The sequence below is a fragment of the Klebsiella sp. genome (genome assembly GCF_027492335.1).
Classification (GTDB): Bacteria; Pseudomonadota; Gammaproteobacteria; order Enterobacterales; family Enterobacteriaceae; genus Klebsiella; species Klebsiella huaxiensis.
In genome coordinates this window covers 119,584-136,351 of the sequence record NZ_JAPUEW010000075.1, presented here as the reverse complement: position 1 = coordinate 136,351, position 16,768 = coordinate 119,584, and the positions used below count along the sequence as shown (strand labels likewise).

Here is a 16,768-nt window from a genome sequence, read left to right as displayed (position 1 = left end):
GCCGCCTCCGGGAGATACCCGCGATTATTGCCCGTAATAGGCCCCTGCCCCATGCTTGCGTAAATAGTGCTTATCCAGCAGCGTCGACGAAACCGGCTGCTCCTCGCTCACCAACTGGCGGGTCCACATATTCATGTAGGCAATCTCTTCCAGCACCACCGCATTATGCACCGCGTTCGCCGGATCTTTTCCCCACGCAAAAGGGCCGTGACCATGCACCAGTGCGGCAGGCACGCTGAGAGGTTCGATATCCTGCATCCTGAACGTTTCAATAATCACGTGGCCGGTATTGGTTTCATAATCACCGAGAATTTCATCGTCGTTTAGCGGGCGGGTGCAGGGAATTGGCCCATAAAAATAGTCGGCATGGGTGGTCCCCATCGCCAGCAGCGGCCTGCCCGACTGCGCCCAAATCGTCGCGTGGCGTGAGTGCGTATGCACAATCCCGCCCACGCCGCTAAAGGCTTTATACAGTTCAAGATGCGTCGGCGTATCGGATGAAGGCTTGTAGCGCCCTTCCACCACTCGCCCAGTTGCCAGTTCAACCACCACCATATCGTCAGCCGACATCACATCGTATTCCACGCCGGAAGGCTTAATCACCACCAACCCCGCGTCGCGATCGATGCCGCTGACGTTGCCCCAGGTAAAGGTGACAAGATTAAATTTCGGCAGCGCCAGATTGGCGTCAAGAACCGTCTGCTTGAGTTTATCCAGCATACTTCACTCCTGAATTCACATTGGCTTCATACTGCGGGACAAGAAAACCCTGCTGGTATTTATCCGTTAACCACGCTTTGGCCTCGGCAATTCTCTCGCTATCCTGCCCGTCATTTTTAGCCCACATCTCAATCAGCCATGCGCCGCGATAGTTCAGCGCGGCAAGCGAGCGGAAAATCTCGCTGAAATCCACGCAGCCGGTGCCGAATGGTACATCGCGGAACTGCCCCAGCGAGGCGTGTGAAACGGGCTGGGTGTCCTTCAAATGGATGGCGCTGATTTTATGAATGCCTTTACTCAACTCTTCAGGAACATCGTTTTGCCACGCACTTAAGTTGCCAACGTCCGGATAGACGCAGAACCACGGGCTACAGACCTTGCGCTCCAGATCCAGCCAGCGGGAGATATTGCTCATAAAGGCGGTGTCCATGATCTCCATCGACAACATGATTTGCGCCTTCGCCGCTTCAGCCACCGCCCAGTTAATCCCTTCAATAAAATATTCGCGAGTTTGCGCGGAGGAGGATTCGTAGTAAACGTCATAGCCTGCCAGCTGGATATTGCGGATCCCGACGTGGCTGGCAAAGTCCAGCGCATCAAGCATCAGTTCGCGCGCCTTTAACCGGGTGTCACGGTTGACGCTACCAAAAGGATGGCTGCGGTGCGCGGAGAGGCACATGCTCGGTACATCAATGCCGCTATTAATTTTGTCAGCAACGAACGCCAGCCTCTGGCCACGGTTCCAGCGTAGTCGGGCCTGACGTTCCGGGCTCTCATCAACAGAGATTTCGAGGAAATCAAACTCCAGATTTGCAGCCAGTTCGAAGCGTTTTGGCCAGTCCAGCGTAGCGGGTAGCGCTTTTTCATAAATACCAAGTCTGGGCTTCATTGTGCCGCCCCCGTCGCCCTGGAGAGGCTTTGCGCAACCTGTAAATAACGGGCATAGCCTTCACGCAGCTGCTGATGTCGTTTGGCATCCGGCTGGTAACAAACGACTTCCGGCTGCGTCGCCTGGATAGCTTCGCTGAAGTTGGCATAGGCACCGGTTCCGGCAGCCGCGCATAATGCAGCCGCGCGACATCCGGCCTGTTCAATATCCACCACTTCCAAAGGGAGGTTGGAGGCATCGGCGTACATCTGCGTCCAGCCTTTCGACTGGCTTGGGCCGCCGGTGAAGCGAATTTTTTGAATATCCTGATTGAGCTCAATAATGCGGTCCTGGTGCACCAGGTGGGAAAAGACGATCCCGCGATAGATGGCCGCAATAATGTCTTTTTTGGTGTGATGACCCGCCAGTCCGACCAGCGCACCGGGGAGATCCATCGCCAGATTGGAACCAAACAGATACGGTAAAAAGACCAGATTGCTGTCGGTATCTTCCGCGATCCAGCTTTCGAAATGCTCATAGCAGTGGTCATCATCAGGAAAGAACTGTTTCACAAACCAGGAGAGATTACTCGCCGAGGTCGGGCTGCCCTCATGAACAAAATATTTCCCCGGAATGCAGTATTTCCCCCAGATATACGGGAAGTCGCTGGCAATAATATTATCCGTCACCGAGGTGGCAATACTCCAGGTACCGGCTACCGCACTGAGGGTATCGGCCCGATCAATCCCCGAAGAAACGGCGGAGGCAACCACATCGAAAAAGCCGCCAAAAACCGGCGTGCCTGGACACAACCCGCAGTCCAGTGATGCCTGCAGGGTAATATGGCCCACACAATCCGTTGAGTTCACCACCGGCGCGGTTTTATCCACCACTTCCTCAATACCAAATAGCGCCATCATGTCGCTGTCGTAGCGGGAGGTGAACTGGTTATAAAAATTACTACCGGAAATATTGGTAATTTCCGCCGTCGCTTCGCCGGTCAGGCGGAAACGGATGTAGTCGTGGACCATCAAAACGGCATCGATTCTGTCGTAATTGGCCGGCTCATACTCTTTAAGCCACGCCAGCAGCGACACCGGATGTCCGGTCCACAGCTGCTGTAATCCTTTTGGATAGGCCAGTTTGTCGATACCTTCGCGGTACCATTTTTTGACAAACTCCAGCGCCCGGGTATCGGATGAAATAATCCCGTTGCGTACCGGCTCGCCTTTTTTATCAATCGCGTAAAGCCCCTTACCGTGCGAGGAAAAACCGATCCCGCCAATACTTAATGGTGGCACCTGGCTTTCATACATCACTTTTTTAATGACGTTACATACAGTATCCCAAAGCTCATGCATATTTCGCTCGGTAAAACCCGGTTGATCGGATAACACCTGCGCATATTGCGACGCGACGTGGATCTCTTGCCCTAGTTCATTATAGATACCGGCTTTGGTCACCGTCCCGCCGATATCGACTCCGATAAAATTCATATCCCTTCACCCCACAATGAAAATGATTTAGCGTCTGGCAGAGCTAATAAAAGTGGCGCCCCAAATAATGAGCCCTTTCACTACATACTGGACATAAGGCGAGATCCCCAGAAGATTTAAGCCATTATTCAGTACCCCGAGCATCATCGCGCCAATTAACGTACCAATAATCATTCCTCGCCCACCGGCAATAGACGCGCCGCCGAGCACAACTGCGGCAATAGCATCCAGTTCAAAACCAACGCCGGCATTAGGCTGACCGCTCATGACGCGCGAGGTAAAAATAAGCCCGGCGAAACTGGCGGTAAAACCACTAATAACGTAGACCAGCAACTTATAATATTTAACCCGCAGACCGCTCAGGCGTGCCGCCTCTTCGTTCCCCCCCAGGGAGTAGACATAGCGACCGAACGGCATATGGTTCAGGACGATATAAAATATGATATATAAAACCACCATCAGAATAATCGGCACCTGAATACCGAACAGATATTCACGGCCCCAAAAGGCAAATGAATCAGGTAATCCAGAGATGGGATAGCCACCGGTATAAATCAGCGCCAGGCCCTTGGCAATAATCATCGCCCCGAGAGTGACGATAATGGGCGGCATCTTGCCATAAGCGGTTAAAAAGCCGTTAATCGCGCCAAAAGCCACGCCGGAACACAAGCCGATAAGGATGGCTAACCATGGGTCTAAGCCATAATACTTCATTAATCCCGCCATCAGCGTACCGGCCAGCGCCATCACCGCGCCGACGGAGAGGTCGATACCGCCGGTCAGAATTGCAAACGTCATGCCGATGGCGATAATGGCATTAATTGAAACCTGGCGGGCGACGGTCGAGAGGTTATCTACTGTTAAAAAGTAATCATTAAAAATAGCCATGCAGGAAAACAGTAATACCAGACCGACAAACGGCAGGAACGCGGGCATCTTTAATAATCCATGGAGGATTTTTTTATTTTTTTCAGGAGATGCAACTGGCGCTAATGATGCATTTTCATTACTCATTTAAGACTCCCTAAATAATATTACCGGCGGCATGCAGCATAATGACCGTGGAATTTATATTTTCATTTTCAAGTTCGGCAACGATATCACCATCGCGAAAAACCATGACGCGGTCGCTAACGCCAATCACTTCCGGCAACTCTGATGAAATCATAATTATCGAAATACCTTGTTCGGTAAGATTGCGCATAATTTGATAGATTTCAGATTTAGCCCCTACATCAATGCCGCGAGTTGGCTCATCAAAAATCAAAATATTGACATCATGATTTAACCAGCGGGAAATAACGACTTTCTGCTGATTACCACCGCTTAATGTTCCGACGGCGGTAAAAGCATCCGGCGTTTTTACCCCAACGTGACGAATTAAATGCTCAGCCGTTTTACGCTCTTCACCATCACGAATTAGCGAATAGTGGCAAGTATGCTTGTTGAGCCAGATATTATCTTTAACTGAAAAACCTAGCACCAGCCCCTGAGTTTTACGGCTTTCAGGCAATAAGCCAATGCCCAGCTGCAGAGCCTGATCGGTGGACTTTATCGAGACCTCTTTCCCCGCCAGACGGACATGTTTTTTAAAGCATTTATCCGCGCCGGTCAGCGCCAGAATCGCTTCTGAACGCCCCGACCCCACGAGTCCGGCGAGGCCTAAGATTTCGCCTTTGCGCAGCGTTAATCGGTTCACTTTGCTGCTTTCGGTAAGCTGAATTTCCGCATCCAGCAGAAGATCATGATTCTCCAGCGTCCGTCGCTCCGGATAGATATTCTCCACCTCGCGGCCAACCATCATCTGGATCATCTCCGCGAGATCGATATCATCAACCTTCGCTGAACCGATGTATTTCCCATCACGCAAGATGCTCAGGCTGTCGCAAATCTCGTAGATTTCCTCAAGATGGTGAGAGATGAAGAACATGCCCACGCCTTTCGCTTTTAAATCGCGCATCACGCGAAAAAGGTGTTCCGCTTCGCTTGGGGTTAAGGTGGCAGTCGGTTCATCGAGGATCAGAATACGGGCATCCAGCGAGAGCGCTTTGGCAATTTCCACGAACTGCTGCTCAGCCACGCTGAGATGGCAAATTTGCTCATCGGGATCCAGCGTCACGCCGAGCTCTTTAAAGATCCTGAGAGCCTCGCGGCGCATGGTTTTACGGTCTAATAAACCAAATGGATTCACTTTCTCGCGATTGAGAAAAATATTCTCATAGGCATTAAGATAGGGAATAAGAGAAAATTCCTGAAAAATAATCCCAACGCCGCACTGAATGGCATCGCGATAATTATGAAAATGCTGCTGCTTGCCATCAATAAAAATGTTGCCGGTATCCGGTTGATATATCCCACAGAGGATTTTCATCAACGTGGATTTACCCGCGCCATTTTCACCGAGTAAAGCATGCACCTCCCCTCGCCCAAGGGTAATATTGACATTATCGAGCGCCTTGACTCCGGGGAAGCTTTTACTGACATTTTTGACTTCCAGTAAGCTGGGCATGAACATCGCTCCATGACGACACGATAATATATCGTGCCATACTTTAATAAGAATCCACGACGGCCCACGAACTTAATCGCGAGCCGTTATGGAGTAATAACGCTCTTACCAATGGAAATCTTTGGCGTTTGTTTTATCAATAAGCTTCACATCAACAGGAATCTCTTTCGGAATATTCGCGCCCCAATGTTTAGCCAGCGCAATACCTAAACCGATACGTAACTGGTCGCGCGGAAACTGCGCTGCAGTCGCAATAAATGGCGTATTGCCTTTGGCAATTTCAGCTACCGCTTCCGGCGAACCGTCGACGCTAACTAACTTCACATCACGGCCGGAAGACTGAATAGCCGCCAGCGCACCAAGAGAGCCAACGTCGTTAACGCTGAAAATACCGTTTAGCGTTGGATTGGATTGCAGCATATTTTCCGTCACGCTCATGGAGGTATCGCGTTCTTGCTTGCCGTTCAGTTTGGTAATGACTTTAATATTAGGATGCTTTTTCATCGCATCTTCAAAACCACGAACGCGTTCCAGAATAGGTACCACGGGAATGCCATCGAGAATCGCGACGTTGCCTTTATCCCCCAGCGCTTTGGCTAAATGCTCACCGGCAATAAAACCTGCGTCATAGTTTTTAGAACCGACAAATGAGTCAATAGGCCCGTTTGCCTGGGCATCAATCGCTACCACCACCACACCTGCTTTTTTCGCCGCCAGAACTGCCGTTTCCGCGCCTACGCTATCAGCTGGGTTGATCAGCAGAATATCAATTTTCTTCTGCAACATATCCTCAACGTCGCTAATCTGCTTGGAGACATCATGCGCAGCATCAGCAGTATATACAGTGGCATTAATATCTTTCGCCGACTGCTCAAGTGACTCTTTCATGGTGACAAAATATTCGTTATTCAATTCCTGGAACGACATACCGATAGTTAGCGGCTTAGCATTAACGCAGGCGACCATACTCATCGCCAGAAGTCCTGAGAGTAATGCTTTCGTATTCAATTTTACAGGCATTCAATATCTCCTTTTTGAGTTATGCGCTAAAGGATAAAAATTATCCTTTAGCGTTTTCATGGTGCGAATGTTGCCTGATAGCCTGAGCAATAAATTAACGACCGGTAGACATCATCAGACCACCGATATTTACCCCAGTTATCACCATGATACAAATCCAGTATTTATTTAGCCTCCATTTATTTCAATGTAGTGACACTCAAAATAAATGAAACTATTTAATTTTTATGGTTTAATAACGACCTTGATAGAATCCAGCGATTTTGCCATTTCAAACGCCGCTTTCCACTCATCGATAGAATAGAAATGAGTGACGACACCTTTCGCAGTCAGCAGGCCGCGCTCAAAGAGATCGATGGCGATTTCATAGCTGTACGGGCCAAGATGCGCACCGCGAATATCCAGCTCTTTTCGGTCGCCAATGATCGACCAGTCGGCGGTGGTTTCTTTACCAAACACGCTGAATTCGACGAAACGACCCAGTTTACGAATCATCTCCAGTCCCTGGGTAACGCCAATCGGCGCGCCGGTAGCTTCAATGTAGACGTCGCAGCCGTAGCCTTCGGTCATGGCTTTAACAATGGCAACGGCGTCTTCTTTGGCTGCATTGATAACCACATCCGCACCAAACTCTTTCGCCAGCGCCAGACGGTCTTCCATGGTGTCGATCACCACCAACTTTTTCGGCGTCTTAAGATGCGCGACCTGTACCATGCACAGACCCAGCGGGCCGGCACCAGCGATAACAACAACATCATCCAGATCGATATCCCCACGGCGTACCGTATGGATAGCACAGGCCATTGGTTCGATAAGCGCCGCATCTTCTTCACTTAATGATTCGGGGATTTTGTGAATAATCGCCCTTTCGGAGAAGCGCATATATTCAGCCATACCGCCATCGGCAACATCCTTTTGAAAACCATAAATATCATGGGTTTCACACATCCAGTATTTCCCGGTTTTACAGAAGCGACATTCATGACAAGGTACAATCTGCTCCGCCAGAATACGATCGCCAATTTTTAATTTATATTTTTCTGCCGAGCCGGGGCCTAATTCAGCAACTCGGCCATAGAATTCATGTCCTGGCACCACTGGCGTTTTCACCCATGGGTTTTCACCCCAAAACATCGGTGCGCCGTCCTGGGCTTTGCAATCACCAGCACATATTCCACAGCCATCAACTTTAATAACCACTTCTTTTTCTTGTGCTACCGGGCGCGTAATCTTTTCAAAGCGGTAATCCTGGGGACCATGGCACACAACAGCTTTCATATCTTCAGGTAATTGTTCCATCGTAAACCTCATTTTCGGATAAGTAATGAAGATGGATAGTATTGCTGACGCAATTATCCTCCACCTGGCACAAGAGTCGTGAGATGATGATGCAAATGAATTATTACGTAGAGAGTTTAACTGGTCTCTACGATTTTCAGGCATTCCTGACGATAGATATCCTTTGGTAACTTATTAGTAATAAGAACATCAATATCTGCCAGGTCACATATTTTATATAATGAATAACGTTCAAATTTACTGCTATCTACCATCAGAATTTTTTGGTCGGCCACTTTCAGCATTTCCTGTTTCAGACGCACGTTGACTTCATTGCTATCTTTGATTTCCAGGCCAGAATCAAGGCCCTGGCAAGAAAAGAACAATTTATTGACCTTAAAGTTATTAATAATAAATTCAGCTACCGGCCCATGAAAATCGCCGTGTCTTTCAGAATATTCACCACCCACGCTGACAATTCTTATTTTCTTTCGGCAGGCCAATGTCTGAATAATATTTAATGAATTGGTAATTACCGTCAGTTCGATATCGGGCAACTGCCGTGCTAAAAACCAGCATGAACTGCTATTGTCCATAATAATGCATTCATGCTCATGAATGTACTGTAATGCGCTTTTGGCAATACGCATTTTTCGCTCTGGCTGCTCTTTTGTTCGCTTAATAAATGCTTCAGCTTTATCGACAAAATTCCCATTATTTGTGGGATTATCCACATCTAAAAATGATGCATTATTTTCTGAAATCATCGCGCCGCCAAAGCTACGGACCAATTTTTTATTTTTGGCGAGCACAGTTAAATCTCGGCGAATAGTTTCTGGAGACACGCCAAATATTCGCGACAATTCATTGACTCTAGCACAACCGTTTTCAACGACAAATTCCAGAATTAATGAGTGACGTTTAACTTGTAACATATAAGTTCTCAAGAAAGCATCCAGGATTTAATGACATAAATGTAACAAAATCATCCATATCATTAAGTGATTCAAATCATACAAAATCAAAACAAGCGTTCAGCTTTTTTTAATTTGAAGCTGATCATATATTTAAAGAAAGTTGCATTTCTTAAGATGGGATTTTGTGACAATGGTAGCAAAATATAACTTCATTGATGCCCAGGCACTCAACTTCAATCTACAGAATGGGCAAACCCGGTCAAAAAAATAATACCCGTTTGTGCCCGATTCAGTCATTGCAGAATGCGCATAATCTGTATTGTCGCGATAGCAGGTCAAATAACCTCGTGGTCAAACCTTACGGCAGCGCCATAGCGTCACCACTTTCGCCGCTTCCGAGAGTAGTAAAAGCCCGATAAAGAACACTATCCCCTTGAACCCCATTTCACGCAGCATCCATAACACCAGCGAAAGCGACGGCAGCATAAAGACCAGCCGTAACGGCGTTTGCGCCCATGTCAGCCACAGGGCATAGCGGCTCTGACGCAAGAATAGAATCATCGACACGGGAATACTGATTATCAACAAAAAATTAAGCGGGAACAGCCAGGCGGCCGCGGAGCCGTAGGTATGCAGGAGCTGGAGATATGCGAGGATATCGTCGTAGAACGGTACGCGTCGGTGATAGAGGTTCCAGCCGACAAACTCAATGAGATAAAAAAGATCCATCCCAGCCCAAAACCAAAAGACTTTTTTACGTTTCAGTTTCATCGCACTCCTTGCGAAAAAAACAGGCCCTGAAAAGGGCCTGATTATGATGATGACTTAGCTTATGCGTTTTTCAGCACTTCGCTGACAATCTCCACCGCTTCTTTCTCAATCTGCTGACGGTGCTCAGCGCCAAGGAAGCTTTCACAGTAGATTTTGTAAGCGTCTTCAGTACCTGACGGACGCGCAGCAAACCAGCCGTTCTCGGTCATCACCTTCAGACCGCCAATTGCCGCACCGTTGCCCGGAGCTGCGGTCAGACGCGCGGTAATCGGGTCACCGGCCAGCGTGCTGGCGCTTACCATTTCCGGAGAGAGCTTAGACAGCGCTGTTTTCTGGGCAGAAGTTGCTGAAGCCTGCAGACGGTTGTAGCTTGGCGCGCCGAAACGTGCTGCCAGTTCATCATAGTGCTGCTGCGGGTTTTTCCCGGTCACCGCGGTGATTTCCGCCGCCAGCAGGCACATGATGATGCCGTCTTTGTCGGTAGACCATGGCGTGCCGTCGAAACGCAGGAACGAAGCGCCCGCGCTCTCTTCGCCGCCGAAGCCGAAGCTACCGTCGAACAGACCATCAACGAACCATTTAAAACCAACCGGTACTTCCACCAGCTTGCGGCCTAAGTCATTCACAACGCGGTCGATCATTGCCGAGGAGACCAGAGTCTTACCGACAGCAACATCTTTGCCCCACTGCGGGCGATGCTGGAACAGGTAGTTTATCGCCACCGCCAGGTAGTGGTTCGGATTCATTAACCCGGCTGGCGTCACGATACCGTGGCGGTCGTAATCCGGGTCGTTAGCAAAGGCCAGGTCGAACTTGTCGCGCAGCGCCAGCAGGCCCGCCATGGCACACTCGGAGGAGCAGTCCATACGGATCGCGCCGTCTTTATCGAGGTGCATAAAGCGGAAAGTCTGATCGACATTATCGTTAACGATAGTCAGGTTCAGCTTGTAGTACTCAGCAATGCGTTTCCAGTACTCAATACCGGAGCCGCCAAGCGGATCAACACCCAGCGTCAGGCCCGCTTTCTGGATAGCCGCCATATCGACGATATCCGCCAGCCCTTCGATAAACGGCTGCACCAGATCCAGCTCTTTGACGTGACCAGAGGCCAGCGCCGCATCAAGAGAAATGCGCTTCACGCCCTGCAGACCGGCAGCCAGCAGTTCGTTGGCACGGTTTTCTACTACTTTGGTGACGTTGGTATCAGCCGGGCCACCGTTCGGCGGATTGTACTTGATACCACCGTCTTCCGGCGGGTTATGGGACGGAGTGATGACGATGCCGTCAGCCTGTGGGCCGCCTTTCTTGTTGTGCACCAGAATCGCATTAGAAATCGCCGGCGTCGGGGTGAAACCGTTATTTTCCTGAACGATGACATCAACACCGTTCGCCGCCAGCACTTCCAGTACAGAAATGAAAGCGGGTTCGGATAGTGCGTGGGTGTCCTTCCCGACGTAGCATGGGCCGGTGATCCCGTTCTTTGCGCGGTCTTCAGCAATCGCCTGGGCAATCGCCAGAATATGCTGCTCGTTGAAGTTGTGGCGCGCCGCGCTGCCGCGATGGCCGGAGGTACCAAACTTCACCGCATGTTCCGCATTGCCCACTTCTGGCTTCAGCACATAGTACTGGGCGGTCAGTTGGGCGACGTTAATCAAATCACTCTGTTGCGCAGGTTGACCTGCGCGCTTATCGATTGCCATTGCCTGATCCTTCTGGTGCAAAAGTTAAATGACTAGATCGTACCGCAAACCTTTTCGATCAATTCAGCAGGGAACTGCATTGACTGCATGATATGTTCAATCATGCTGCATTTGCGGCCGGTATTGGTATTTGTAATAACCCACCACGGCGTGCCCGGAACCTGCTTAGGTTTTGTCTGATTACCATTTTTCTGTAGCGTCCGCTCATCTTCAGCGAAATAGACGCGAGTGCGCCCATGCAGAGACTCGGTCGCCTCGGCAAACGCTTTACTGTCTAAGGAATAGAGGGTAGTCAGAACCAGCATGAAACGGTTTACCGCGCGTTTTTGTTCGGCGTACTCATCAGATAGCAGCAGCTCGCGCATGGCGCGGACTTTATCCTTCAGAGGATTGGCGGGTTTCACTTCAACGACAGGCGTTGGCGCCGGAGCCGGAACGACTTTCGCTACCGGTGCGGCAGGCTGGGAAACGGCGGAAAACTTCAACATGCGCCGTAAAATGTCGGATGCACTCTCGCCAATATGCTTGGTGTGGCTGGCAATATAGCTATAGAGTTCATCATCAACTTCAATTGTTTTCATCTTAATCCAGTACGATATCTTTTCTGAATACAAGTTGTCGGGATTATAAGGACAAATCCCAACCGCGGATAGCGTCAAACCAGGATGGCGGTAAAACTCGGAAATCTTCCGGGTCTTGCAGCCGGATGGCAGAATGTCCAACATAATACCCTAACCCGACGGAGCGAAAAAAAGAACTTTGCCATGAAATTAAATAGCCGAGCGCAATCTGCACAGAATCCGCACAATAATCCCCCTATCGTCCTGGTCCATGGCCTTTTTGGCAGTCTGGATAACCTTGGGATCCTCGCCCGCGATCTGGTCGCTGACTACGATATTTTACAGGTCGATATGCGAAATCACGGTCTTTCCCCGCGCGCGCCAGAGATGACCTATGCCGCGATGGCTCAGGATTTGATTGATACTCTCAATGAATACCAAATAGAAAAAGCGACCTTTATTGGTCACTCAATGGGCGGTAAGGCGGTCATGGCGCTGAGCGCAATGGCCCCGGAGCGCATCGCTGGCCTGGTTGCGATTGATATTGCACCTGTGGATTATCACGTTCGTCGCCATGATGAAATCTTCGCCGCCATCAATGCCGTGACCGACGCGGGTGCCGCAACGCGTCAACAGGCGGCAGCGGTGATGCGCGAACACCTCAATGAAGAAGGCGTGATTCAGTTTCTGCTGAAATCCTTTGTGGAAGGTCAGTGGCGGTTTAACGTGCCGGTATTGTGGGAGCAATATGACAATATCGTCGGCTGGCAAACCATCCCCGCCTGGCCGCATCCGGCGCAGTTTATCCCCGGCGGTAACTCACCCTACGTAACCGATGCCTACCGTGAGGCTCTGCTGGCTCAATTCCCCCAGGCACGGGCCCATGTGATTGCCGGAGCCGGACATTGGGTACATGCAGAAAAACCAGAGGCTGTTTTACGGGCAATACGCCGTTATTTGACCTCCATAGCCGCGTAACTGGCTAAAATCTGCCCGACCGCGCGGCAGAATGCCCGCGGTCGTTGGCGCAGCCCCTCGCCTGATGTATTATGGCGGGCTATCTGCGTCGGCTATGCCCGACAGCTTGTTTCCCCCGAAGTCACTCTGAATCATGGCAAAAGAACAAACGGACCGTACGACATTAGATTTGTTCGCAACCGAGCGTCGGCCGGGTAGACCGAAAACCAATCCGCTTTCACGCGACGAACAGCTGCGTATCAACAAACGCAATCAGCTCAAGCGCGATAAAGTTCGCGGTTTGAAGCGCGTTGAGCTGAAGCTCAATGCCGATGCGGTTGATGCGCTCAATGAGCTGGCCGAAGCCCGCAACATGAACCGCAGCGATCTGATTGAAGAGATGCTGATGAACCAACTGGCGGCCCTGCGCAGCCAGGATAAAGCCTAAAACCCTCAAAAAATAAGCTTTCATGTAGCAGAGTGTGCAGTCGGGCGTGATTGCTGTTTCCGCGCCCTTCTCAGTTCTGCTATCATTGCCCCTATCTGTGGGCATTTAAGTCCCTACCACATCATTAAGTTTCAAGAGGTTATTTTACTCATGGCAATCATCGGCATCTTTTTTGGCAGCGACACCGGCAACACCGAAAATATTGCAAAAATGATTCAAAAGCAGCTTGGTAAAGATGTTGCTGATGTGCGCGACATTGCCAAGAGCAGCAAAGAAGATCTGCAAGCTCACGATATTCTGCTGCTCGGCATCCCAACCTGGTACTACGGTGAAGCACAGTGTGACTGGGATGATTTCTTCCCGACGCTGGAAGAAGTCGATTTCAACGGCAAACTGGTCGCGCTGTTTGGCTGCGGCGATCAGGAAGACTACGCTGAATACTTCTGTGATGCGCTGGGTACCATTCGCGACATCATCGAACCCCGCGGCGCCACTATCGTTGGTCACTGGCCGACCGCTGGATATCATTTTGAAGCATCTAAAGGTCTGGCAGATGACGACCACTTCGTGGGTCTGGCCATCGACGAAGACCGTCAGCCAGAACTGACTAACGAACGCGTGGAAAAATGGGTAAAACAGATTTCTGAAGAGCTGCACCTCGAAGAAATCAAGAATGCCTGAGTCTAAACGGCGTTATCGTCAGATTTCGCCGAATTAATAGATAAAAGCAATCAAAGTTATAGCTACAAGTTTTTAACTTTTAATCACATATCTGTACAATGTCCTCTGATTTAACGAGGTCACGTGAAGCACTTTGTAGCCAGTGCCTCGTTTTTGACAGCATACAAGGCCCGATGCTTGCAGTTTTCATTTCACCATGGCAGTTCTATAATGAGACGCATTACATCGGGTGATTCTCTGTATTACTTCCGTTGATGGAAGTAGATCGTTTAGCAACAGGACAGATTCCGCATGACTGACAACAATACCGCATTAAAGAAGGCTGGCCTGAAAGTGACACTTCCGCGATTAAAAATCCTGGAAGTCCTGCAGGAACCGGATAACCATCATGTCAGTGCGGAAGACTTATATAAACGCCTGATTGATATGGGTGAAGAGATTGGTCTGGCAACCGTCTATCGCGTACTGAACCAGTTCGACGACGCCGGCATCGTCACCCGTCATAATTTCGAAGGTGGTAAATCCGTTTTCGAGCTAACGCAACAGCATCATCACGATCATCTGATTTGCCTTGATTGCGGCAAAGTGATCGAATTTAGCGATGACTCAATTGAAGCTCGTCAACGTGAGATTGCCTCCCGACACGGTATTCGCCTCACCAACCACAGCCTGTACCTGTACGGTCACTGTGCAGAAGGCGATTGCCGCGAAGATGAACATGCCCACGACGCGGTGGAAAAGTAATTCCCCGTTGCGTAAGCAGCAAAAAGCCAACCTGACGGTTGGCTTTTTTTATGGCTACGAAAAGTAAAAATCAGGGTTTCGTGTTGTTGCTACGAATCTCTTTCCAAATCTGGTCACAGCGCGACTGTACTGCCTGATCGTTACCGGTTTTACGCGCCTGGATACATTGCTGGTAATCCAGTACTCGCACGCTTTCCTGGGTGGCGAACTGCTGATGCTGCTTCTCTTGCTTCAGAACGTCTAATACGCTCTGGCAGGCTTCGACTTTATCTGGGTTACCTTCAGCAGTATTAATACAGGCGCTGTAGGCATCTTTTAACTTTGAATCCTCTTTCGGCGCTGGCGACTGCGTGCAGGCAACCAGACCTGCCGCCACAATGGCGACAAGCAATAGCTTCTTCATAATCGACCTCGGGAAATTGCGGCAGGATCACGCCCGCCGCACTGGCATCAGAAAATGGTGAATGGAGCAATAACCATGAACTTCACGTCGCGCTCATCCTGGAAGATGTTGCCGTAGCCGCCGCTCCAGCTTGGGATATCGGAGTGGTTGTCGTATTGAGTAAAGTGCAGTTTAAACAGCGTACCCTTCGCGCGTCCTTCCTGTACGGTGTACATCGCATCCAGGCTATAGGCTGACTCTTCCAGACGTTTGTCAGGGTTGTAGTAAGCATCAGGAGAAGACATTTTTCCTGGTTTTGCATCCCATGCATAAACATAGGACGCGCCGAAGGCCCAACCCGGCATATTCCAGTTCTTCATGTCATACATCGCACCGAAGAACACCGCTTTTTCACCGTTGGCGTTGAAGTCAGAGCGGTTATCCCACCAGACATCCAGACGACCGTTAGATGAGGCGTAAGTCGGCGTCATACGCTGCAGGAAGTAGCCCTGCTGACCATCGGCTTTAACCCAGGTTCCTTCCAGGCGCAGGTCGAGAACATCAGCAACCTTATAGCCAAAGGTCAATGCCTGTAGCCAGGCGGTACCATCATAAATATCGTTCGCCCCGCCGTTGCTGACTTTATCGCGAGTACCGTAGAACTGGTAGCTGGTGGTTAGCGGCGTGCCTGCGACATCAAATTTGTAGCTGGCCTTAGCGAAATACTGGTCGATGTAACCCTGTGCCTGGCCAAATGCGGCTTCCAGCACGAGGTCATTTTTAAAATCATACTTGGCGCCGAGAGAGTGGAGATAATCAACCTTGGTTTTCTTGTCGTTCTGATAGAACTCATCCATCTCAATGTGCCACGGCGCTTTATATTCGTTTGTCCACATATAGGAGAAACTCAGCGCGCCCGCATCGCCGTAGTCAAAATTAGCACCGGCTTCAGCCCCCTGATAGGTACCCGGCATAAAGCTCCAGTGCGGAGCCAGCAAGGTTTGACCGGTAGGCTGGATATAGCCAGCACGCGCCCATGCCGGGCCAAATTTAAATTTGGCGGCTGCTTTGTACAGGCTGATCCCGCTCTTATCACCGGAATAGTCTTCATCGTAAGTTTTATTGCGTGAGGAGAAAGCGATTTCGTTCGGGTGTCCGCTGTCGCTGCTTTCACCCATTTCGATGGCGGTAAAGGCCGCAACATCAATGCCGAACATATCGGCGGCATAGCCGGACTGGAAGTCGAGGTTGGCGTTCCAGGTGGAATGAGAAAGGTTAGTTTTGTATTTGTCGCCGTCGGTCACATCTTTACGGTCACGTTCACGCTGCCAGTAATAGATGCCGCCGGTTAACGTTGAATCATCAATGAACCCTTCCGCTTTCGCATCCGGTACCATTGCAAAACCTGACAGTGCTGTCACACCGGCGATAGCCAGCGCCAGCGTACTACGTTTGCCACTAAACGTACGCATATGCATATCCTCTTTGACTTTTTAAAAACGCAGTTACCAAGGGCAACTAGCGAAAAAAATAAAATAAAACTGCTTAAAAAGTGGAGCGGTAAAATCCGCATAACCACTGGGTATAGACTATTTTTCGTGACGCGAATTATCAATCTCTTTCGGTGATCAAAGATGAAGATTATGACAAAGCGCACATAATCTATGTCTTTTTGTTTCAGTCGTAGATGTCATGCATTTGACGTGGAAGTGCTTGC

17 protein-coding genes are annotated in these 16,768 nt (G+C 49.8%); 4 read left to right on the top strand and 13 right to left on the bottom strand.

The genetic code is table 11. The features are described 5' to 3' along the window. Positions 1 to 24: 24 nt before the first annotated feature. The 11 genes from araD to seqA all read right to left on the bottom strand — a co-directional run bounded on the left by araD (position 25) and on the right by seqA (position 11,860). Positions 25 to 720 (bottom strand): L-ribulose-5-phosphate 4-epimerase, encoded by a 696-nt coding sequence (gene araD / locus QVF11_RS22655; protein ID WP_112214494.1) that lies wholly within the window; start codon positions 718 to 720, stop codon positions 25 to 27. Next, positions 710 to 1,609, bottom strand: coding sequence for an L-ribulose-5-phosphate 3-epimerase (locus QVF11_RS22650; protein ID WP_112214495.1), 900 nt, complete (start codon positions 1,607 to 1,609; stop codon positions 710 to 712). The genes araD and QVF11_RS22650 overlap by 11 nt, the downstream gene beginning before the upstream one ends. Continuing rightward, complete coding sequence (locus tag QVF11_RS22645) at positions 1,606 to 3,084, bottom strand: FGGY-family carbohydrate kinase (protein WP_287859345.1); 1,479 nt, start codon at positions 3,082 to 3,084, stop codon at positions 1,606 to 1,608. The genes QVF11_RS22650 and QVF11_RS22645 overlap by 4 nt, the downstream gene beginning before the upstream one ends. Before the next feature lie 27 nt (positions 3,085 to 3,111). Next, positions 3,112 to 4,098 (bottom strand): ABC transporter permease, encoded by a 987-nt coding sequence (locus QVF11_RS22640; RefSeq protein WP_112214497.1) that lies wholly within the window; start codon positions 4,096 to 4,098, stop codon positions 3,112 to 3,114. A 10-nt stretch (positions 4,099 to 4,108) separates the two neighbouring features. After that, the gene (locus QVF11_RS22635) at positions 4,109 to 5,593 is read right to left on the bottom strand and encodes a sugar ABC transporter ATP-binding protein (protein ID WP_112214498.1); all 1,485 of its coding nucleotides are present in this window, start codon (positions 5,591 to 5,593) and stop codon (positions 4,109 to 4,111) included. Positions 5,594 to 5,698: 105 nt separating this feature from the next. Further along, entirely contained in the window at positions 5,699 to 6,565 is an 867-nt protein-coding gene (locus QVF11_RS22630) for an ABC transporter substrate-binding protein (protein WP_227016027.1), read from the bottom strand. 273 nt (positions 6,566 to 6,838) lie between these two features. Next, positions 6,839 to 7,912: a zinc-binding dehydrogenase gene (locus QVF11_RS22625; RefSeq protein WP_112214499.1), complete on the bottom strand. Its 1,074-nt coding sequence runs from the start codon at positions 7,910 to 7,912 to the stop codon at positions 6,839 to 6,841. Between the two features lie 116 nt (positions 7,913 to 8,028). After that, positions 8,029 to 8,826 carry a DeoR/GlpR family DNA-binding transcription regulator gene (locus tag QVF11_RS22620; RefSeq protein WP_110273370.1) on the bottom strand — a complete coding sequence of 266 codons (798 nt, stop codon included), beginning with the start codon at positions 8,824 to 8,826 and terminating at the stop codon, positions 8,029 to 8,031. 333 nt (positions 8,827 to 9,159) lie between these two features. Next, positions 9,160 to 9,579: an arginine:ornithine antiporter gene (locus QVF11_RS22615; protein WP_112214501.1), complete on the bottom strand. Its 420-nt coding sequence runs from the start codon at positions 9,577 to 9,579 to the stop codon at positions 9,160 to 9,162. A 59-nt stretch (positions 9,580 to 9,638) separates the two neighbouring features. Then, the gene (pgm, locus tag QVF11_RS22610) at positions 9,639 to 11,279 is read right to left on the bottom strand and encodes a phosphoglucomutase (alpha-D-glucose-1,6-bisphosphate-dependent) (protein ID WP_287859341.1); all 1,641 of its coding nucleotides are present in this window, start codon (positions 11,277 to 11,279) and stop codon (positions 9,639 to 9,641) included. Between the two features lie 32 nt (positions 11,280 to 11,311). Further along, complete coding sequence (gene seqA / locus QVF11_RS22605; RefSeq protein WP_110273367.1) at positions 11,312 to 11,860, bottom strand: replication initiation negative regulator SeqA; 549 nt, start codon at positions 11,858 to 11,860, stop codon at positions 11,312 to 11,314. 183 nt (positions 11,861 to 12,043) lie between these two features. Between seqA and ybfF the strand changes: the two genes are divergently transcribed. The 4 genes from ybfF to fur all read left to right on the top strand — a co-directional run bounded on the left by ybfF (position 12,044) and on the right by fur (position 14,669). Continuing rightward, positions 12,044 to 12,817, top strand: coding sequence for an esterase (gene ybfF / locus QVF11_RS22600; protein ID WP_112214502.1), 774 nt, complete (start codon positions 12,044 to 12,046; stop codon positions 12,815 to 12,817). Positions 12,818 to 12,950: 133 nt separating this feature from the next. Then, positions 12,951 to 13,244, top strand: a complete 294-nt coding sequence (gene ybfE / locus QVF11_RS22595) for a LexA regulated protein (RefSeq protein WP_110273365.1) — start codon at positions 12,951 to 12,953, stop codon at positions 13,242 to 13,244. Positions 13,245 to 13,394: 150 nt separating this feature from the next. Then, positions 13,395 to 13,925, top strand: a complete 531-nt coding sequence (gene fldA, locus QVF11_RS22590) for a flavodoxin FldA (RefSeq protein WP_167492801.1) — start codon at positions 13,395 to 13,397, stop codon at positions 13,923 to 13,925. Positions 13,926 to 14,216: 291 nt separating this feature from the next. Then, complete coding sequence (gene fur, locus QVF11_RS22585) at positions 14,217 to 14,669, top strand: ferric iron uptake transcriptional regulator (protein ID WP_004885952.1); 453 nt, start codon at positions 14,217 to 14,219, stop codon at positions 14,667 to 14,669. A gap of 70 nt (positions 14,670 to 14,739) precedes the next feature. Here fur and QVF11_RS22580 read toward each other — a convergent pair whose 3' ends face one another. Then, on the bottom strand, positions 14,740 to 15,072 hold the full coding sequence (locus QVF11_RS22580; protein WP_112214503.1) for a ChiQ/YbfN family lipoprotein: 333 nt from the start codon (positions 15,070 to 15,072) through the stop codon (positions 14,740 to 14,742). Between the two features lie 47 nt (positions 15,073 to 15,119). After that, positions 15,120 to 16,523: a chitoporin ChiP gene (chiP, locus tag QVF11_RS22575; RefSeq protein ID WP_287859337.1), complete on the bottom strand. Its 1,404-nt coding sequence runs from the start codon at positions 16,521 to 16,523 to the stop codon at positions 15,120 to 15,122. Between the last annotated feature and the right edge of the window lie 245 nt (positions 16,524 to 16,768).